This window comes from Nocardia sp. CA-119907, from assembly GCF_050955995.1.
GTDB lineage: Bacteria > Actinomycetota > Actinomycetes > Mycobacteriales > Mycobacteriaceae > Nocardia.
In genome coordinates this window covers 1823919-1844703 of sequence record NZ_CP192091.1, presented here as the reverse complement: position 1 = coordinate 1844703, position 20785 = coordinate 1823919, and the positions used below count along the sequence as shown (strand labels likewise).

Annotated in this window: 17 protein-coding genes; 9 read left to right on the top strand and 8 right to left on the bottom strand. The window is 66.9% G+C overall.

The genetic code is table 11. From position 1 onward, the window contains the following. Positions 1-75 precede the first annotated feature (75 nt). A complete protein-coding gene (locus ACQP2D_RS08460; protein ID WP_433683146.1) occupies positions 76-987 on the bottom strand; it encodes an NAD-dependent epimerase/dehydratase family protein in 912 nt (303 codons plus the stop codon). Positions 988-1128: 141 nt separating this feature from the next. Here ACQP2D_RS08460 and ACQP2D_RS08455 point away from each other — a divergent pair, with 141 nt between their 5' ends. Continuing rightward, complete coding sequence (locus ACQP2D_RS08455) at positions 1129-2088, top strand: GlxA family transcriptional regulator (RefSeq protein WP_433683145.1); 960 nt, start codon at positions 1129-1131, stop codon at positions 2086-2088. Positions 2089-2457: 369 nt separating this feature from the next. Here the strand turns inward: ACQP2D_RS08455 and ACQP2D_RS08450 are convergent, their stop codons facing one another. The 6 genes from ACQP2D_RS08450 to ACQP2D_RS08425 form a co-directional block, all read right to left on the bottom strand. Next, on the bottom strand, positions 2458-3291 hold the full coding sequence (locus tag ACQP2D_RS08450; protein WP_433683144.1) for a sirohydrochlorin chelatase: 834 nt from the start codon (positions 3289-3291) through the stop codon (positions 2458-2460). Next, entirely contained in the window at positions 3288-4529 is a 1242-nt protein-coding gene (locus ACQP2D_RS08445; RefSeq protein ID WP_433683142.1) for a uroporphyrinogen-III synthase, read from the bottom strand. The genes ACQP2D_RS08450 and ACQP2D_RS08445 overlap by 4 nt, the downstream gene beginning before the upstream one ends. Then, positions 4526-4936: a nitrite reductase small subunit NirD gene (gene nirD, locus ACQP2D_RS08440; protein ID WP_433683141.1), complete on the bottom strand. Its 411-nt coding sequence runs from the start codon at positions 4934-4936 to the stop codon at positions 4526-4528. The genes ACQP2D_RS08445 and nirD overlap by 4 nt, the downstream gene beginning before the upstream one ends. 64 nt (positions 4937-5000) lie before the next feature. Next, positions 5001-7550, bottom strand: coding sequence for a nitrite reductase large subunit NirB (nirB, locus tag ACQP2D_RS08435; protein WP_433683139.1), 2550 nt, complete (start codon positions 7548-7550; stop codon positions 5001-5003). 26 nt (positions 7551-7576) lie between these two features. After that, positions 7577-9040 carry a nitrate/nitrite transporter gene (locus ACQP2D_RS08430; protein WP_433683138.1) on the bottom strand — a complete coding sequence of 488 codons (1464 nt, stop codon included), beginning with the start codon at positions 9038-9040 and terminating at the stop codon, positions 7577-7579. Between the two features lie 264 nt (positions 9041-9304). Further along, on the bottom strand, positions 9305-10564 hold the full coding sequence (locus tag ACQP2D_RS08425; RefSeq protein WP_433683137.1) for a CynX/NimT family MFS transporter: 1260 nt from the start codon (positions 10562-10564) through the stop codon (positions 9305-9307). Between the two features lie 65 nt (positions 10565-10629). Between ACQP2D_RS08425 and ACQP2D_RS08420 the strand changes: the two genes are divergently transcribed. The 8 genes from ACQP2D_RS08420 (at position 10630) to ACQP2D_RS08385 (ending at position 19658) form a co-directional block, all read left to right on the top strand. Then, positions 10630-11301 carry a FadR/GntR family transcriptional regulator gene (locus ACQP2D_RS08420; protein WP_433683136.1) on the top strand — a complete coding sequence of 224 codons (672 nt, stop codon included), beginning with the start codon at positions 10630-10632 and terminating at the stop codon, positions 11299-11301. A gap of 200 nt (positions 11302-11501) precedes the next feature. Continuing rightward, positions 11502-12986 (top strand): MFS transporter, encoded by a 1485-nt coding sequence (locus tag ACQP2D_RS08415; protein WP_433683135.1) that lies wholly within the window; start codon positions 11502-11504, stop codon positions 12984-12986. 281 nt (positions 12987-13267) lie between these two features. Further along, a complete protein-coding gene (locus tag ACQP2D_RS08410; RefSeq protein ID WP_433683134.1) occupies positions 13268-15127 on the top strand; it encodes an SCO2524 family protein in 1860 nt (619 codons plus the stop codon). Positions 15128-15137: 10 nt separating this feature from the next. After that, positions 15138-16052: an SCO2523 family variant P-loop protein gene (locus ACQP2D_RS08405; RefSeq protein ID WP_433683133.1), complete on the top strand. Its 915-nt coding sequence runs from the start codon at positions 15138-15140 to the stop codon at positions 16050-16052. Beyond that, positions 16053-17060, top strand: coding sequence for an SCO2522 family protein (locus ACQP2D_RS08400; RefSeq protein ID WP_433683132.1), 1008 nt, complete (start codon positions 16053-16055; stop codon positions 17058-17060). A gap of 1 nt (position 17061) precedes the next feature. Continuing rightward, a complete protein-coding gene (locus ACQP2D_RS08395) occupies positions 17062-18039 on the top strand; it encodes an SCO2521 family protein (RefSeq protein ID WP_433683131.1) in 978 nt (325 codons plus the stop codon). An 8-nt stretch (positions 18040-18047) separates the two neighbouring features. Beyond that, positions 18048-18719 carry a GNAT family N-acetyltransferase gene (locus ACQP2D_RS08390; protein ID WP_433683130.1) on the top strand — a complete coding sequence of 224 codons (672 nt, stop codon included), beginning with the start codon at positions 18048-18050 and terminating at the stop codon, positions 18717-18719. A 69-nt stretch (positions 18720-18788) separates the two neighbouring features. Further along, complete coding sequence (locus tag ACQP2D_RS08385; protein WP_433683129.1) at positions 18789-19658, top strand: hypothetical protein; 870 nt, start codon at positions 18789-18791, stop codon at positions 19656-19658. Positions 19659-19671: 13 nt separating this feature from the next. Here the strand turns inward: ACQP2D_RS08385 and ACQP2D_RS08380 are convergent, their stop codons facing one another. Then, a complete protein-coding gene (locus tag ACQP2D_RS08380; protein ID WP_433683128.1) occupies positions 19672-20784 on the bottom strand; it encodes an SCO2521 family protein in 1113 nt (370 codons plus the stop codon). Position 20785 lies beyond the last annotated feature (1 nt).

The following is a 20785-nucleotide window of genomic DNA, read 5'->3' as shown; positions in this document are numbered from 1 at the left end:
CTGCCGCGGACCGTGGCATTGCGGGCCCGTCCGGATGTCGCCGCGGCCGGCGAAGGCCGCGGCGATCCGTAGCGATCAGGACGCCGAAACCACCTCCGCGAAGACCGTGTCGAGGTCACTGGCGGTGACCCCGAAGGTCTCCCGGATTGCCGCATCGTCAACGGTGAACTTCCGGTGCGACATGTGATAGGTCTCGAACAACTCGACCCAGAACGGATCGGTGAGGCCGAGCAGGGTCAGTTCGCGGTCGGACATCTCCGCCAAGCGCGGACTCGGGGCAGCCGCCGCGGCGGCGAAGCGTTCGGCGGCTTCGCGCAAGGTGGTGGTAATGGTCGGGGCGAGCCAAGCACGGCCCCAGGCGTTTTCGCTGCGCGCGACCGCGACCACGGCGTCGGCGGCATCGCCGATCGCGGTGTAGGCGTGCGGCAGGTCCAGGTCCTGCGGGACCAGAGCGAGTTGGTCCGCAGTCACTTTCGGCTGCACGAGCAGCGAGAACACCGATATCGCACCGGCGCCGAGGAACTGACCGGCCCTGACCTCGGTGACCCGCACCCGGCCCGCCTCGTGAGCCGCCTTGGCCTCGAGCCACATCCGGGCGCGCACCCGTCCTTTGTGTCCGGTAGCGGCCAAGGGCGTTTCGTCGGTGACAACACCGTCCACCGGCCCGTAGCCGTACAGGTTGCCGAGCATCACGTAGTTCGCACCGATCTGCTCGGCGGCCGACAGTACGGCGCCGAACAGCGGCGGCACCGCCTCCGGCCAGGTGTGATACGCGGGCATGGCGGCATTGATGACGGTATCGGCCCCCTTGGCGAGATCGGCGAGCGCGGCCGCGTCGACGGCATCGCCCGCGATGCGCTCGATATTCGAGTGCTCCGGACCCGCGCCGCTGCGGCTGATCATCCGCACCCGGTCACCGGATTCGGCCAGCCGGACGGCGGTTGCCGAGGCGGTGGCGCCACGGCCGATGATGACATGCGAAGGCATGCGACTTCCCTTCTGAGACAAGCTAATTCACACAATCGGCGGGCGCTTCGGAGGCGGTTGCCGATCGCGTGCCATCAACATTGCCGGGCGTGGAAGCGCTAGACTAGTGGCCGGTTAGCCATCTATCCCAAGGATCCAGCCATGAAAACCGTGGCCGTCGTCGCCGTCGCGCCGGTGAAGCCGTTCGAACTCGCCATGCCCGGAACCATGCTCGGCACGGTGACGGTGGACGGTGAGCCGTGTTATCGGATGGTGGTGTGCACCGCCGAACCCGGTGTGGTTCCCGGTGCGCTGGGCGGCTTCGATGTCGTGGTGCCACGCGGACTGGATGCGCTCGACGAGGCGGATACCGTCATCGTGCCGAGCACCGGCAGTCGCGGCACCGCCGATGCGACCACCATCGCGGCACTGCGCAAAGCCGTCGAACAAGGCAAACGAGTCACCTCGATCTGCAGTGGCGCATTCGTATTGGCCCAGGCGGGGCTGTTATCCGGACGCACGGCCACCACGCACTGGGGTCTGGCCGACGAACTCGCCGCGATGTACCCGGACGTGACCGTGCGTTCCGACGCACTGTTCATCGAGGACGGACCGGTGACCACCGCCGCCGGTGCCGCCGCCGGAATCGACCTGTGCCTGCACCTGATTCGCACCGACTACGGTGCGACGGTCGCCAATGCCGCGGCCCGCGCCGCCGTCGTAACCCCGGTACGTCCCGGTGGCCAAGCCCAATTCGTCGACTCACCGCTGCCGCCCGAGAACGGCCTGTCACTCTCGGCCACCCGCACCTGGGCCCTGGAACGCCTCGACACTCCCCTATCCCTGGACGATCTAGCCACCCACGCCCGCACCAGCGTGCGCACCCTCACCCGCCGCTTCCACGAGGAAACCGGCCTCAGCCCGCAGAAATGGCTACTGCACCAACGCATTCAGCGCGCCCGCGAACTCCTGGAATCCACCACGCTGCCCATGGACCAGGTCGCCCGCCACAGCGGCATCGGCTCCGCAGAATCCCTGCGTCAACACATGATCCGCCACGTAGGCCTCCCCCCGAGCGCCTACCGCGCCTCCTTCACCCGCACCCCATCATCAGCAAACTGATCCCGCATCCAGCACCGCCAAGCGGCCGATCCGCGCAGAAGACCCGCGCCCGGCCCCTCGTTCACAATGACTTCGCTGGTGCCCCGCGTCGCACAGGCTCGAGCACGTCGCATAGCAGATGACGACCTCGCAGACGGTAGAGGTTGTGCGAGGTAGTGACAGTTTGTGCGGGAGGTGGTGCGGACCGTCGCCATCATCGCCGGTGCACGGCTGCTGCTGGAGGACTGGCCTTCCGCCGTGCTGCGGCGGTTCTTGGATCGGCCGCCCATGAGCACGGGTCTCCAATGACGACGAACGCGCCCCAACCTGATCGATCTGGTTAGGGCGCGGTTCGTCGCAGACTTGCGGTCGTGCGGCGTCGCGCGTCCGCTACGTCCCTGTGACTTCCACAGGCAAAGTGTTGGGCCGCATCAGTTCTCGGGCGGCGGTGCGGTAACGGTCGGCGATCAGACGGACGACCGCCGGGTGCACACCGATCGGCTCGGCCACACCATCGGCTCCAGCGTCGTGCAGGCGCTGCTGGAACAGGCCGTGGGCCAGCAGATACGACGCGATGAAGACGCGCTGCGCACCCGACTCACGAAGTTCGGCGACAACTTCCGGGACACGCGGGGCTCCGGTGGCGACATAGCCGATGCGGACCGCGACGCCGAGATGTTCGGCCAGCATGGCCGCCGCGCGCCGAACATCTTGGCGCGCACGGGCATCCGAGGATCCGGCGGCCGCGAAGACCACCGCGTCACCCGGCCGCCATCCGGCGGAACGCAACCGCATGGCCATGATGCGGGCCAATGCCGGGTCCGGCCCCATCGCGGGTGTGACCGCGACCTCGGGATGACCGCTCTCGGCCACCTCGCGCGGCACATCCTGGTACACGTGATATCCGGAGGCGAGGAACGCCGGAACCACCACGGCGGGAACGGATTCCCCCGCATCGGTCAGGTCGCGCAGCACCTCGGATGGCGAAGGACCGAGCACGTCCACGAATGCGGTACGCACCCAGGGCTTCTCGGAAGTCTCCGGTTCGCGAACGACGGCGCGATGTTCACAAACCGTAGCCGTCATCGCGGAAGCCTCGCCGTCGCGCCCCGAAATCGCGACGTCGAGCTCCCGTCCCACCGCCTCGGCGAGCGCGGCGATCATCTGCACACCCCTGGTACTCCTGGTGCCGTGTGCGACCAGGACCAGGGCCGGAGCCGTCACCAGCTCCCCGCAGTCTGGGCGTACCTCGGCGCGCGCGCCGGGGTACCGATACCGGCCACCGGCGGACGTCCGTCAGCCACGGTGCGCGGATAGTCGTCGGCGCATTCCACGGCGTCCAGCGCGAGTCGGTAGCCCCGTTTGACCACGGTCTGAATGGCTTTCGGCGTACCGAGTCCCGCGCGCAGCCGCGCGATCGCGGTCTCCACGGCGTGGGTGTCGTCACCGCCGCCGGGCAGCGCCGCGAGCAGATCCTCCCGGGAGACGACCCGGCCGGGCTGACGTGCCAGCGACCGCATCAGCGCCATCGGCGCCGGTGCGAGCTGGCGCACCGAACCGTCGACCACCACGCAGGCACCGCGCACGCTGATCGTATGTCCGGCGGCCTGAATACGATTGGCGCGCCGCGGCAATTCCTCGGCGACGTGCCGGGCCAGCGCACCGAGCCGGGCTCGTCCCGGCATCGAGGTCGGCACGCCGAGCTCCTCCAGCGGAGCCGCGGTGATCGGTCCGACGCAGGCGGGCAGCACCCGACCGCGCAGGGCGTGCAGCACGCCTTCCAGCAGCCCGGTTTCCTTGGCGCGCATCAACATCGACGCCACGGCGGGCGCACTGGTGAAGGTCACACAGTCCAGGCTGGAGGTGATGATGGCCTCGATGAGCTGATCCATCGGCCCCTGGTCATCCGGCGGCACCCAGCGATACACCGGCACCGGAACGACATCCGCACCCGCGCACCGCAATACCTCGCAGAAATCCGGGACCGGCTCCCATTCCGTTGTCGCGCCGTGCAATTGGACCGCGATCCGCACGCCCTCCACGCCCTCGGCGAGCAGATGGTCGAGCACCTCCGCGGAGGATTCCGAGGCCGGGGACCACTCCTCGCGCAGTTCGGCGGCGCGGATGGCGCCCTTCGCCTTCGGCCCACGCGCCAGCATCCTGGTCGAGGCCAGCGTCGTGCGCAGATCCTCGGCGATGCCCCAGCCCTCGGCCGCCTCCATCCAACCGCGGAAGCCGATGCCGGTGGTGGCGACCACCAACTGCGGTGGATCCGCGACGATCTCGCGGGTCACCCGCTCCAGCTCGTTGTCATCGGCCAGCGGAATGATCCGGATCGCGGGAGCCGCGACGATACCGGCACCCCGTCGGGTGAGCAGCGTGGCGAACTCTTCGGCCCGCCTGGCCGCGGTGATGCCGACCGTGAAACCGGCCAGACAGGCGCCCGTATCGATTGTTGTCATGCCGATCCACCGTCCGTGGCGTCGAGTCCGGTGTCGACCGGCTCATTGGATACCGAAACGATGCCGTCGTCGACGCGCACCGCGTATACCGGCAGCGCTGCCGAATCGTCGTCCAGGCAACGCCCGTCCAACAGCGAGAAGGCCTGCTTCAGCAGCGGCGACGCCACGACGGGGATACCGCCGCGGTCACCGACGATCCCACGCGACATCACTGCCGCCCTGCCGATCGGATCGATATTGCCGACGGCGTACAGGGTGCCGTCGGTCAGCAGGAACAGGGCGGCCTGACGGCCACCTCTCAGCAACACCGCAGCGCCGCGGCCGGGAATCAAGTAGTCGAGTCGGCACGCCTGCGTCCAACCCGTGGTGGTAGCTGTGGCAATGCCGGGGGTATCCATCACGGTCATCGGTGTCATCCTCCAAACGCCTTACCCATTGGTACCGGCGTCCTGTTTCTTCGGGGTTAAGCGGCTATTGCCCGCGTGTGGCGACCGGGATTTCTGGCATGCCCAACAGCACAGGCACCTTCCGTTCCCCGCTCTCATCGAACGAAATGGTCGGATCGGCCTCTTCTGGGGCATTGACAAAGGAGACGAAGCGCGACAACTTCTCCTCGTCGTCGAGCACCGCGGCCCATTCGTCGCGGTAGCCAGCGACATGCTGGGCCATCGCCGCCTCCAGATCGTCGGCGATGCCGAGGCTGTCCTCGCAGATGACCTGCTTGAGGTAGTCGAGACCGCCCTCGAGTGCCTCCTGCCACGGCGCGGTGCGCTGCAACCGGTCGGCGGTGCGGACGTAGAACATCAGGTACCGGTCGATGTACTTGATCAGCGTCTCGTCGTCGAGATCACCGGCGAGCAGCACCGCGTGCTTCGGGGTCAGACCGCCGTTGCCGCCGACGTACAGGTTCCAGCCGTGCTCGGTCGCGATGACGCCGACGTCCTTGCCGCGGGCCTCGGCGCATTCCCGGGCGCAGCCCGAAACGGCCAGCTTCAGCTTGTGCGGCGAGCGCAATCCGCGGTAGCGCTTCTCCAGCAGCACCGCCATGCCGACCGAATCCTGCTGACCATAGCGGCACCAGGTGGAACCGACGCAGCTCTTCACGGTGCGCAGCGACTTGCCGTAGGCGTGGCCGGACTCCATGCCGACATCCACCAGTCGCTTCCAGATCAGCGGCAGCTGTTCGACCCGCGCGCCGAACAGGTCGATCCGCTGACCGCCGGTGACCTTGACATAGAGGTCGAATTCCTTGGCGATCTGGCCGATGGTGATCAGCTGATCCGGGGTGACCTCACCGCCGGGCATCCGCGGCACCACCGAGTAGGTGCCGTTCTTCTGCATATTCGCCAGGAAGTGGTCGTTGGTGTCCTGCAGCGCGGCCTGTTCACCGTCGAGGATGTGCTCGCTCGAGGTCGAGGCCAGGATGGAGGCGACGGTCGGCTTGCAGATATCGCAGCCGGTGCCCTTGCCGTGCTTGGCGATCAGGCCGGAGAAGGTGCGAATGCCGGTGACCTGGACGATCTGGAACAACTCGGCGCGCGACTGCGAGAAGTGCTCGCACAGCGCCTTGGACATCTCCACACCGGACTGCTCGAGCAGTTTCTTGAGCATGGGCACGCAACCACCGCAGGAGGTACCCGCGGACGTGCATTTCTTGATGCCCGCGATATCGCAGGCGCCCTCTTCGATGGCCCCGCAGATCGCGCCCTTGGAAACGTTATTGCAGGAGCAGATCTGGGCGTCGTCGGGCAGCGCGTCGGCCCCGAGTTCCGCACCCGCCGGGGAGATCAGCGCGGCGGGCTCGGCGGGCAGCGGACGCCCGACCAGCGGACGCAGCGCCGAGTACGCGGTGGCATCGCCGACCAGGATGCCGCCCAGCAGGGTCTGCGCGTCATCGGAGACAACGAGTTTCGCGTAGGTGCCCTTGGCGGCATCGTGCAGCACCACCGATAGGGCGCCCTCGGTGGTGCCGTGCGCGTCACCGAAGCTGGCCACGTCGACGCCGAGCAGCTTCAGCTTGGTCGACATATCCGCGCCCGGGAATTCACCGGCGCCACCGAGCAATCGGTCCGCGACGATCTCGGCGGTGGTGTAGCCCGGAGCGACCAGGCCGTAGCAAACGCCTTCCACCGCGGCGCATTCGCCGATCGCGTAGATGTTCGGATCCGAGGTCCGCAGACCCAGATCGGTGATGATGCCGCCGCGCGGACCGACCTCGATGCCGCTGTCGCGGGCGATCTGGTCGCGCGGGCGGACACCGGCGGAGAAGACCACGAGACCGGCCTTGATCACCGACTCGTCGGAGAGCGTAATCGTCAGGCGCTCAGCCGATTCCGCGGCCGGATCGGCTTCGATCGACGCGGTGCCGACACCGGTGTGCACATGCAGTCCGAGGTCGGTGACCAGCTTCTCCAGGATGGCGCCGCCGCCCTCGTCGACCTGGGCGGGCATCAGGCGGCCGTTGAACTCGACGACATGCGGTGTCATGCCGAGCAGGCGCAGCGCGTTGGCCGCCTCCAGTCCGAGCAGACCACCGCCGACGACCACGCCGGCAGCACCGGGTCCGGCCGCGGCGGCCGCCGCGCGGATGCCGTCGAGGTCATCGATGGTCCGGTAGACGAAGCATTCGGGCTGATCGTGGCCGGGCACCGGCGGCACGAACGGGTACGAGCCGGTCGCCAGCACCAGCGCGTCGTAGGCGATGGTGTCGCCCGCCGACGTGGTGACCTTGCGGGCCTCCCGGTCGATGCTCTGCGCGGCCTGGCCCAGCCGGAGCTCGACCAGGTCGTCACCGGCGTACTCGTTGCCGGGCAGGGCGAGCGCGCTGGCTTCCCAGTTGCCGACGTAGGACGAGAGTCCGACGCGGTCGTAGGCGGGCAGCTTTTCCTCGCTGAGGATGACCACCTGCCACTGACCGGCCTCATCCCGGGATCGCAGCGCCTCCACGAATCGGTGCCCGACCATGCCGTGGCCGACGACCACGGCGGTCTTGCGCAGGGTGGGGTCGACTGTCGAGTTCATGACTGTCCTCCGTTGATGGTTCGGCGTCAGGCTCGGGCCGACGGGCTGGTGGACTGGGATGTGGTGCCGACGGATTCGGCTTCGAGTACGAGTGCCTCGGCCTCGGCGACGACCTCGGAGTCGATGGCGACGCGCGGGCGGCGCAGGAACACCACATAGGTCACCGCGGCGCAGGCCACGTAGAAGGCCATGAAGACCCAGAACGCGGTGGTCGCCGATTTGGTCGAGGCGTAGGACGAGCGCAGCATCAGGTTGATCCCGACGCCGCCGAGCGCACCGATCGCGCCGACGAAACCGATGAGCGCGCCGGAGGTGTTCTGCGACCATGCGGCCCGGGCGGCCGGACTCGCGTCCAGGCTCTTGGATTTGGCGTCGAAGACGGACGGGATGATCTTGGTGACCGCCCCGTTGCCGATGCCCGATACGACGAACAGCGCGATGAATCCGATCACCAGCGCGACCATCGCGGTACCGCTCGGCACACCGCCGCTGCGGTCACCCGCGGCGCTCGCCACGGCCACCAGCACCGCGGCCACGGTCATCGCGGCGAAGGTGTACATGGCGACCCGGCTGCCGCCGATCCGGTCGGCCCACTTGCCGCCGTACGGGCGGGCCAGGGAACCCAGGAGCGGACCGATGAACGCGATCTGCGCGGCGTGCAGTGCGGCCTGCGCGACGGTGTCACCACCGGCCTTGAAGCTGATCTGCAGCACTTGGCCGAAGGCGAAGCTGTAGCCGATGAACGAACCGAAGGTGCCGATGTAGAGGAAGGCGATCGCCCAGGACTGCGGCACCTTGAGCGCCGTGATCATGTAGGACAGATCGGCCTTCTGGTTCTTCAGGTTGTCCATGTAGAGCGCGGCGCCGACACCGGCCAGCGCCACGAGCACGAGGTAGATCGCGCAGATCACCGAGGCGTGGGTATTGCCGAGGGTGGCGATGACCAGCAGGCCGAGCAGCTGGATGACGGGTACGCCGATATTTCCGCCGCCCGCGTTCAGACCCAGCGCCCAACCCTTCAACCGCTGCGGGTAGAAGGCATTGATATTGGTCATCGAGGAGGCGAAGTTGCCGCCACCGAATCCGGCAAAGGCCGCGACGACCAGGAAGGTCGTGTACGAGGTGCCCGGCTGGTTGATGAAGTACAGCGTGAGCAGCGTCGGAACGAGCAGCAGCAGCGCACTGAAGATGGTCCAGTTGCGGCCGCCGAAACGCGCCGTGGCGACGGTGTACGGAATCCGCAGCACCGCGCCGACCAGGGTCGGCATGGCGACGAGGAAGAACTTGCCCGCCGGATCGATGCCGAACTTATCGGTGGGCATGAACAGCACCATGACCGACCAGATGGACCACACCGAGAAACCGACATGCTCTGCGAAAACAGACCAGATCAGATTGCGCTTGGCGACGTCCTTGCCACCGGCCTCCCAGGCCGCGACATCTTCGGCATCCCAATGCTCGATGTTGTGGTTACGCGTCAGCGTGCTCAACAGGGGCCTCCCAAAATCGGTTAGCCCCACGGTAAGAAACGGGTATTGCCGAAATGCTGCCCCAAATGACCGTCAAATCAACGGTTGCTCACGATTGCCGGGGATCCCGGGTGAGTTTCAATGAAATGTTTCGGGCGTGTGACACAGCGGTTTCCGCGCGTCACGAACGGCCGACTTGTCGATCAGCAGCCGGTGAGGTGTGACGCGCACAGCATGCGCGCCGTCACACCACCTCGCAACTCGAACGGCGATATCTTCGCGCCGCTATTTCCAGGTGTCTTCGAGCATCCGCGGTTTGCAGGCCTGCCAGGCACCGGCCAGCAGCACCAGCACCGCGACGACGAGCATCGCGAACGGCGCGCCCCAGCCGTCGGTGGCGCTGTGCAGCATGCCGAAGAGCACCGGACCGATGCAGGCCACCGCGTACCCGACGCCCTGGGTGAAGCCCGAAAGGGCGGCCGAGCCCTGCGGGGTCCTGGTGCGCATATTGATCAGCGTCAGCGCCATCGGGAAGGTGCTCGGACCGAGTCCGAGCAGGACGACCCACAGCAGGGTCGCGGTCATCGGCGCGATCAGCAGTCCGGCGAACGCGGTGAAAAAGAAGACGGCGCAACCAACCACAAAGGGAAAGGGATTGCGGAACCGCGCGACGATCGTCGGTGCGGTGAATGCCGACACCAGACCGACCAGCGCGAACAGCCCGACCATGGTCCCGCCGTACGCGGCGCTCGCGCCCGCCTCGGACAGGATCTTCGGCAGCCAGGTGAATATCGCGTAGGTGGTCAGCGAGGTCATACCGAACATGCCCGCCATGCCCCAGGCCAACGGCGAACGCCACACCTGGCCCTTGGGCTCCTGGGTCCGCGGCGGCAGCGCGGTGTTATCGACCCGGTCGTGGCCCCGACGGTCGCGCAGCACACCGATCCACGGCAGTGCGGCCGCGAAGCCGAGCACCGCCCACAGCCCGAGTGAGATCCGCCAGCCGTGCGCCTCGGCAACGGGCACCGCGATCAGCGCGGGCACCACGGTGCCGAGCTGGACCATGGTGATGTACAGCGAACTGACCACCGCGAGCCGGTCCGGAAAGTACCGCTTGACCAATGGCGGGATCACCACATTGCCGATGCCCATGCCGCCGAGGGCAAGTGCGGAGAAGATGAGCAGTTCGGCGGTGCCGCCGACCAGCGCCCGGACCAGCATGCCGAATCCGGCCAGCAACATCGCGACCAGCGCGGTGCGCTCCAGTCCGAGTCGGCGCACGAACACCGGGGTGAGCAGACCCGAAACCGCGAACATCAGGGTCGGGATCATGCCGAAGACACCGACGACGGCCGTCGAGTACCCGATATCGGCGCCGATGCGCTCGGCGAGCGGAGAGAATGCGGTGACGGCGACCCGGAGGGTGAGCGCGGACATCACAATGGCGGCGAGAACGAGCACTCGCCCTTCCGTCAGGGCGCGTTTGCGCCGCTCGACCCGGGCGTATTCCGGGCGAGTCGCAGTTTCCGAGAGAGTCGCAGTCACCGCGAAATCATAGGATGACCCCATGATAGGAGGCAAGAATTTGTGATGGGCGGTACTCTGTTGCCGTGCAACCCGTCCGGCGGACCAGCCTCATTGCCCAGGTAACCGAGCAGCTGCGTGCCGAAATTCGTTCCGGCCGTTGGCCGATCGGCTCCCGCATCCCCACCGAACCGGAGCTCACCGAGCTCACCGGAACCGGTCGAAATACGGTTCGCGAGGCGGTCCAGGCCCTCGTCCATGCCGGGATGCTGGAACGTCGCCAAGGCTCGGGCACCTACGTCATCGCGGCGTCGGAGGTCGGTGGCACGCTCGCGAAGTACTTCGCCGATGCGGAGGAACGCGATGTCCTCGAGCTGCGCATGGCACTGGACACCAATGCCGCCGCACTGGCCGCGCGCCGCCGCGACGAGAGCGATATCGCGAATCTGCGACGGCTGCTGGAGGAACGCAGCCAACAGCCTTGGGACGTGGACAATCTCGCGGCCATCGAAGCCGATGTGGAATTGCACCGCGCGATCGTGGTCGCCAGTCACAACGCGGTATATCTGGAGTTCTACGATTCGCTGCTGCCCATTATCGAGCAGGTGATCCGGGCCCGGACCGCGAAATCCGATGACGCCTACGATGCCGAGCACAATGAATTGGTGCAGGCCGTCATCGATGGGGATCCGGAGCAGGCCGCCCAGGCCGCGCGCTGCTTCCTCGGCTCGCTCATCGCGGAATATCCGGACCGGTAGAATCCTGGTCGGATGACCGAACAATCCGGCCGGTTCCGCCGCCGGGTGCCAGGTAACCAACTGGTCACCAACCGACATCCCGGTGTGTGAGTCGGATTTGCCGCGAACGTCACCGAGCGCCATTCACACGCAACAACCGGCTCCTACCTTTGTCTCGACCGTAGCTCGGCAACCCACCGAGCCAGATCGAGAGGAAGCCGATGACCGCCGCAGTAGCTGCCACCGGCCAGCAGTCCGACACCCCAGCATTCACACACCAGAAAAAGGGGCGCTGGTTGGATCACTGGGAGCCCGACAACACCGAATTCTGGGAATCGGGCGGCAAACTCACCGCTCGCAAGAACCTGATCTTCTCCGTCTTCGCCGAGAATCTCGGCTTCAGCGTATGGGTCATCTGGGGCACCGTGGTGACCAGTATGGGCCTGGCGGGATTCGACTTCCTCGCCGGACTCGGCAAGGGCAACCCGACCGCGGTCAGCAACGCCCTGCTGCTGACCTCCACCCCGACGCTTGTCGGTGCGGCACTGCGCATTCCGTACACCTTCGCGATTCCGAAGTTCGGCGGGCGCGCGTTCACCGCGTTCAGTGCGGCCATGCTGCTCATCCCGACGCTGGGCCTGGCCTACTTCGTCAACCACCCGGGCACCCCGATGTGGGTGTTCATGATCCTGGCCGCCCTGGCCGGCTTCGGCGGCGGTAACTTCTCGTCCTCGATGGCCAATATCTCGTTCTTCTTCCCGGAAGGGAAAAAGGGTGCGGCCCTTGGCATCAACGCCGCCGGTGGCAACCTCGGCGTCGCGCAGACCCAGCTGGTGCTGCCGCTGCTGATCACGCTCGGCACGCACATCATGGCCAAGGATGCGGCGGGCTACCGCTTCGGCATCACGCTGTCGGTGCTGGTCTGGATCCCGTTCATACTGGTCGCCCTGGTCGGGGCACTGCGCTACATGGACAGCATCAGCACGGCCAAAGCCGACGGCAAGTCCTACAAGCTGGCGCTGACCAATAAGCACACCTGGGTGATGTCGTTCCTCTACATCGGCACCTTCGGTTCGTTCATCGGCTTCTCCTTCGCCTTCCCGACCCTGATCAAGGCCAACTTCCCGGATCTGGCCAAGATCGGCTGGATCACCACGCTCGGCAACCTCGCCTTCCTCGGCGCGCTGGTCGGGTCGTTCAGCCGTCCGTTCGGCGGCTGGATCTCCGATAAGGTCGGCGGCGCCAAGATCACCATCTATGTCTTCAGCGGTATGGCGGTCGCCTCTGTGCTGATCATGGCCGGACTGAAGGCGAAGAGCTTCCCGCTCTACCTGGCTGCATTCTTGCTGCTGTTCGTCCTGACCGGCATCGGCAACGGTTCGACATATCGGATGATCCCGTCCATCTTCAGCGCCGAAGCCAAGAAGTACGCCTCCGAGCACGGCCTCGACATCACCGACGCCGCGGCCTCGGCCAAGCGTCAAGCCGGTGCCGCGATCGGCGTCATCGGTGCGATCGGCGCCTCCGGCGGCTACCTGCTCCAGCAGGCTCTTCGCTTGTCCAACATCAACTTCCACAGCATGAACCCCGCATTCTGGGCCTACACCGGCGCCTTCCTGGTGATGGCCGCGGTCACCTGGTTCTTCTACCTGCGGTCCTCGTTCGCCACGTCCCGCGTGCCCTCGCTGGCCTACGCCAACGTGTAACCGCCTGCGCCGCCTGCCTTTCGGCCCGAACCCCCGATCGGCAGGCCAGGCATGGTTGCCCCCGAACCCCCTCCGGGCCGGCAGCCGCGCCACCGATAGATCCGAATGCCGCGCCGGGAAAGGTCCCCCGGCGCGGCATTCGGCATTTCGCGAACCCCGCACCTGCACGGCGAAGCCGAGCCGATCCGTGGACTGGCGAACCTTTGCCGAGGCACACTTTGTGTAGCAACGACGTTCGGCCCCCGCGGGGTCGAACGCAGGGGCGAGGGCAGGGGACAATATTGAGAATTCGGCCGAGGCAGCAGCTGCTGGACCTGTGGCGGGCCGTGCTCGCCTATTCCTATCGGGACGAGAAGTGGATCTGGGGCGGGCGCGACGGCGCCAATTCGATCAGCGACGCCGAGCAGCTGCTGTGTCTGCTGTATCCGGCGACCGAGATCGATGCTTTCGCGCTCCACCAGCCCGACGAGATGGCCGCCGACGCGAAGACAGCCCTCGCCCGGTTCGGCGAGGAGACCCGCATCGGTAGCGTCCTGGTGGGACTGCTCGAGGACTATCTCGACCGCTACACCGGCGCCGACGGCCAACCGACCTTCGCCGCAGGCGGCTACCTGCATTCTGTCGACGAAAACCCGCCCAGTGATGCTCAGCTGGCGCTGGAAGTCGTCGACTCCTATTCGATGTCGCTGAGCCTGTGCATCGCATCGATGCGCTTCTTGCGCGGCTTCGACCGATTCGTCCGCGGTGAGGTGCGGATGGAGGCCAGGCAGCTCCGCGAGCGGATCCCCCTCGTGATCGACAAGGTCAGCACTCGACTCACCGCCGCGATGGCGGGCCTGGTGCGCAGCTTCGTGATTCACACCCCGGAGTCGAAAAGAGCTGCGGGGCAGGAGATCCTGGACATGATCAATCAGAGCCACGCACCGGCCGAGGATGCCCTCGCACTGCTGTCGGCTCAGCTGGAGCAACTGCGGGTAAGGGCTGCCAGCGAGGTCAGGCTCGGTCAGCCCACCGAGCGCGACATCGCCTGGATCGATATCGCCGACGACAGGCGGCTGTTCGAATGCGGATGGGGCTGGGGCATCGTCCACACCGCCGAGCCGATCGACTTCGTACCCGGCCACATGGGCGCCGTGACCGGCCTCGCGCAACCCCGCCCCCACCTGTACTTCACCGCGGTGGCCCTGGACGGCATCGTCGATCTGTCGTCCCAGCGCATCCGGGAACTGGACCTGCTCACCGACGAGCAGCGCAAGCTCGCCGACGCGTTGGCACTGCGCTTCGAACTCACCCGCGAATACTGGTCTACCGTGGCCCGCTTCGGTAGCGGCCGTTGGCCATTGGAGGACATTCCCTGGCGCACCTCCGACGGCGAGGAATCGGACTACTTCAGCCTCGCGGTCAGCGCCATGCTCATTCAGGACCTGGTATACCGCGAAAGCACCCAGGATCTGGCACGCACCGTGGCCGTGTTCGATCAGCTGGCCCGCCGCGGCCGGATCACCAGTCGGCTCACCTCTGGCGACCCGGCCGCAACCCTGCACTATCCGGGCGTGCGGATGCGCTTGGCCGGTAGCGAGCACGTCGGCGGCGGGCCCCAATTGGAGTGGTACGTACCGGATTTCGTGACGATGATGCTCAAGCGCTGTCTGCAGGCCGCACGCCTGCGCACCGACGTCGACACTCGCGACCAGCTGATGGCGCTGGCCGAATCGGCCATGGACCACCTCGACAGCCGCATCTTGCGAGACACCCATGCCCAGGGGCTGTGGGACGACCCCGGCTGGCTGCTCGATGCCGCGAAACCCGAAGGCCCGTCCTGGTTCGTCACCGAGCGGGTGATGGAATGCCTGGTCATCGCGCACGGCACCTTCAGCAGACCCCCGCTGGCACCGAAGTCCATGGTCTCGCGCGCGGTGGATCTGCTCAGCGAGGCCGAACACCTGCTCAACCAGGAGGAGCTCGAGGTCGAAGGCGATGACCTGTCCCCGAGGCAAATGGCGGTCAACCGAATTCGGCAATCACTCGACCGCGCCCGCCGGGTGCTGAACGAGCGCCCCGGAACCGCATACGGGCTGGCCACCCAGGCGCTGACCGAGCTCGACGAACTGGCATACGCGCGCGACGACGCGACGCGGTGAGGGCGGAATCGTGCTGGTGTTCTCCACCTCCGACAAGGGCGGCACCGGACGCTCGGTGACCAGCTGCAACATCGCCTACCGGCTATGTCTTTCCGGGCGCGATGTCGCCTATGTCGATTTCGATTTCGGCTCCCCGACAGCTGGCGCGCTGTTCGAGATCAGTGCCATGGAACGCGGTACGGCGGTCGGCGGCACACATTCCTATCTGCTCGGCGAGTGCGACACCGCCGCCAGCGTCGACGTCGGCACAGCCACAGACCGGACGGAGCTGAAGCGCGTCGGTCCCCGGTCCGGCCGACTGGTGCTGTTTCCCGGCGACGAGGGCGGTGCCGAATTCCTCGCCTGTGATGACGCAATAGTGACGCGCTGCGTAGAGCTACTGGCGACGCTGGACCAGGAATTCCCGGTAGTGGTCGTAGATCTCAGCGCGGGTCGGTCGATCGCGCTCGACATCGTCTTGCAGGCAACGGCTCTGCCGCAGTTGCGGCGGCACACCGCACGCTGGCTGATCTTCCACCGCTGGACTCGCCAGCACATTCTGGCCGCCTCGGGGTTGGTGTACGGCCAGCACGGGCTGCTGCAGACCGGTGCCTCGTACGGCCACGACAGCGACGAACTGCTCGGCTCGCTGCGCTACGTGCGCACGGCCGTACCCGACACCAACTCGCACCTCAGCACCCAGCGCGCCGCTCAGGCGGCGTGGCTGCAGGAGCACGACGCCGCGCTGCGCCGCCTCGCCACCGCCAACCGTCTCGGCACGACCGCGGTCCTCGGTGAAAGCCCGATAGAGCCGGTGCTGCAGTACCGCGAACAGCTCATACTCGACAGCGACGTCAATACCCATATCGCCAACATCGAGACCGCGCAGGCATATATCGAACTCGCCCGCCGCCTGATCGACATCGCCACCTGGGAGAGACTCTAGATGCGTGTAGCGCGAGGATACAGCGAAGCAACCGATCGGCCGCACATCACGCGGATCCCATTGTCGCACTTGTCGATCGAGGTCGGGCACTTCGATCCCTACGATATCGCCGGCGATATCGACCGGGTGAAGGCGGAGTTCCGCCGCCTCGTCCCGCTGGTGACGGCGTTCAACGAATCGGCACGGGTCCAGTTCGGCCCCGACGCACGGGTCAGCACCTGCCATCTGATCGACGACTACTTCCAGCCCGACACCGACCCCGCCGACATCCTCGGAAAGCTCCTGGCCGCTGCCGACGAAACCGGTTTGACCATCGACTATCTGGCGCGCGAATCCGGCTGCTGGCAGACCTCGCGGTTCCTCGCCGGCGTGCCGTCGGGCGAGCCGATTCCGGTGGCCGAGATGGTGGCCGCACGCATCATCGCCGAGCCCGTGCCGCCGGACACCGGCCGCCGCCCGCCCACGGCCGAGTCGGGCTGGCTGTGCAACGGCCGCCGATCCTCGGAGCACGAACCTGTGCAGGCCATGCGCGGGCGGCCCTACCGGCCGCCGGAGGAGTTCGGACGCCGCGAACACTCCATCTTCCTCGACGTGCAACTGTGGAGTAGGCAGATCGTCGACGGGGTCGCCGAGACCCGATGGTCGTGCCCGTTCCTGGTCGCCGTCTGGCAACTGCTGCGGCTGGGCATGCTGCGCTATCACGGTGAGCCCGTGGTGGATCCGCAACCCTGGCGTGGCGAACCATGGCCGCGGCGCTGGCCCGAGATACCGCCCGTAGTGCAGGTCAATCCGGCTGCCCAACCGTTCGCGGCCTACCGGACGCTGTCGATGCTGCCCAAGCTCTACATCGGCATCGAGCACTCGGTCCGACTGGTGCTCGATCATCTGGATCTGGACGACGACGTGGTCACCCAGATCATCGACAGCGCGGCCGACGATCAGGTACCGGTGACGGTGTCACGCAAAATCAGCGACCGTTTGTCCCACCTGCTCCTGGACGGGTCCTGAGATGGCCGTCCCGTTGGTGGTGCTCGGCGAGATTCGCACGTGCCTGCTACCGTCCGCGACCGCACTCACCCAGGCGCAGGCCGGTGAATTGCTGGCCCTGATGCCGGGCAGCGGCGTGCGCCGGCGGGAGCGGCCGGGCAGACTTGCCGTTTCGCCGACCATCGCGGTCGGCGTCGACTGCGACCTGGCCCTGGGCGATCAGGTCGCGCGCATTGTCGGCACGGTGGCGACCAGCGTCGTGCTGGTGGGCGGCCGCGTGCTGCAGTCCTCGGCCCGCACCCGGGTGGTGCGGGCCGAGGAGAGGCGGCGAAGGACGTGGTCGTACTACGTCGGCCAGAAGGGCGTCACGGAGGTCATCAGCCGTATCCCGGATAGAGCGACGGCCGGAATCGCTTTGGCCGAGGGGTATCTCACCGGACCGGTCGACGGCGACACCCTGGACTTGGCCTCGATCAGCGAGCGCCTGCTGGCCCGCATCCGCGCCGACGCCCGGCTGGACCAGGATCCGCCCGTGCGGACGCGCACCACCCGGCTGCGCTGGACCGCGCGCATCGGCGGCAATGCTGGTCCCGCGGCGGAGTTGCACTTGGACGACGACAGTGTCCGCTCGATCCGGCTGATTGTGCGCCAAGAGGCAGACCTCGATGCGGCACAACGATTCTGCGAGGATCTGGCGGCACACGACTGGCTGCTGACCGTGCTCGCCGAGGCCCTCGACGAGGCGGACCGATTCCCCTCGCACAGCCGTGAGCGGATGAACACCCTTGCGCCGGTACTCGAACACCTCGCGGGATTGTGGATGCCGGGCGCACATACTCCCGCGGAGTTGCGTGCGCTGTGGAAGGAGTTGCAGGCCGAGGCCGGCTTCTCCCGCCAGTGGACCACGCTGGTCGCCGGACTGCGCGACAAGATCGCGGTGGCAACGCTGGAGGCCTTGCGGCACAGAGTTTCCCGGGTAGGCAACGACGCCACCCGATAAAACCCCGAATGCCGCGCTGGATCGAGTTCGCCAGCACGGCATTCGACTTGTTCGATCCCGAGTCGGGCTCGGTCCGCGAATCCCATTGCTATGGTGGGTATCACGCCGAGCGAGCATGCGGCGTAAGGGGGCACTGCGGATTGGATATTTCCAAGGGGCTGGGGGAACCGGTGTTCCGGGCCGCGAGGCTGGCGGATCTCGACCATATCGCTCAGCTCGAACGAGAACACTTCGGTGACCTGTGCTACCAGTACGTCGTACTGCGCCAATTGTTCGATCTACACGGATCGGAGTGGGTGGTGGCGGAGATCGGCGGCAGAGTCTGTGGATACGCGCTCGTCGGAGTCGGTAACCGCCGGCGCGGCTGGGTAATCGGCCTGGCGGTCGCCCCGAAATACCGACACCGCGGCGTCGGGCGGGCGTTACTGGAACGAGCCGTATCCAGCTGTCGCAGCGCCCTGGCGGATTCGGTGTATCTCACCGTGCGGCCGACCGATCAACGCGCGGTAAACCTGTACAAGACTTCAGGATTCCACTGGGCCGGGCACGAAGGACGATACTTCGGTGACGGCGAACCGCGCGATGTGCTGGTGCACACCATCGAACGCCAGCCACTCGGCGCACCGTTCCCCGGACCCGACGACAAGCGCTGGCTCAAGGGCGGCCGCGCGCCGGATTGATAGGCGAATTCCGTTGGTATGGTGGATATCACGTCGCTCTCGACGGCAGCACCCCGGGGGAATTACCACATGACCGAATACGCCGGCCTGTCACAGCTTCCACCTGCGATCATGTCGATCACGACACTGATCGACCGGCACGCCGACCGCTACTATGCGGAAGAACTCGCCGAACACTTCGACCGGACCAGGCCCGAATCCGAACGACCTTCCGAACAATTTCTCCTCGACCTCTTCAACGACCACGTCGAAAAGTTGCTCGACTATGAGGAGGCCAAGAAGATTCCACAGCGCCGGGACAGTCTGGTGTTCGCCCACATCTACACGGCGGCCGAACGGCCCACGGCTGACGGCGACGATTCGGAACACCCACCGATCGCAGTGCTGACCGCGCTGCTGGCGGCCGAATTCGAATTCCGCGGCCCGCGGCGACTGAGCCGGATTCAGAACATGCGTCTCGCCGAAACATACGAGGACCTCGGCCGAAGCCTGATCGCATCGGATCTGCCCGAACACGCCGCGCTGGCATTCAAGCGCGCCGTGGGCCTGCACCGGCTGGAGGAGGATTTCGACGCACAGGACCGCTGCGGGCTCGCGCTGGCGCAGGCCCGCTGCCGCTGCATCTCCCCGACCTGGCGGCGAATCCCGTATTGGACTTTGGAAGTGTTGTGCGGCTATGGTTTTCGGCCGTTCCGACTGCTCTGCTGGATCGCTGCGATCCTGCTGGTCGGCACGGTGGTGCTGCGCCTGACCGATAGCCTGCCGATCGCGACGACGCTGCACATGTGCCTGATCAACTACCTCAACCCGCTGGGCCGGGGCGACCTCGACGACGTCAAGGGTGCCGGGCGCACCCTGCTGATCGTCGAGGCCTACTGCGGGCTCGTCTTCAACTCGCTGTTCTTCGCACTACTGGTGCGGCGATGGTTCCGTATCTGACACCGCCCCTGCCCTAGTCGGGGGAGTAGTCCTTGGTCTCGGCTCTGCGCTGCGCCGCATCCAGGGCCGCCACCAGTACCCGGTTGCGCACCTGGTCGATCAGCCCCTGTCGGTCCGCGGTGAAGTCGGGGTCTTCCTGCAACTGCGCCCACAGCATCCGCAGGGGCCGGGGAGTATGCGCGCCGGGCACCCACAGGTGTGCCAAATGGTGTAGCACGGGCGCCAGCACCGCCACCGACTCGTCGCTGCGCGGGTCGAATAGATCGGATTGCACCAGGGCTGCCGCTATGACGGTCAGCAGCCAGTCGTGCACCGCGAGATCCTCACAGAACCACTGCGCCTGCGCCAGCTCATCCTCGTTTCGCACGGTGAGCAGCACCGTGCGAACCGTATCGTTCTGCAACCGGAAGGCCACCCGCGGCCGTTGGACGGCATCGATCCGTACCGCCCAGCGCAGCTGGGTCGTCCCCGTCTGCAGGGGTACGTTCTGATCGAGATGAGGGTTCATGCGGACACGGCCGAGCAGCCGGTTGACGATCGACGCCAGATCGAGCGTGCCCGCCGGTGCCGCGCCGGCGGCCAGGAAGCCCTCGGCCAGCCGGGCACCGGTCTCGGCGTTGACCTTGGAGATCACCTCTATCACTCCGGGCTTGCTCAGATAATGAGACCAGTTCCGGCGCTGATCGTTCCCGGCCCGCACCACACTGGACCATGCCGAACTCTGCAGCACCCGCCCACCGACGACGACCGCGCGGGTCGCGACCGTCCCGATTCCGCGCACGCTGGGGTGCGCCGGAGCGGCCAGCAGGCAATCCACTCCCTCCGCGGTGGTCGGCGAGACGGCCAGCGACATCGGCCGCTCCCGCCACAGCATCGGGCGACCCGGCATCAGCTCGAGCAGCCCCTCCAGGTCATCGCGCGACCAAGGAGTGGCGGCGGGCAGGAGACAGGTGTCGATCTGCCCCAGCGCGATCAGCGGGCCCGAGGGGAGCACCGGCATGCGCGGCTGCGCCTCGGCGGCGCGGACGAGTAGCCGCACGGCCCGCCCGCGCCGCCGCTCCCGATCGAGTGGCGTCGCGCGAACCGCACGGATCCGGCGTGCGGCCGTCGTATTCGATTCGGTCACC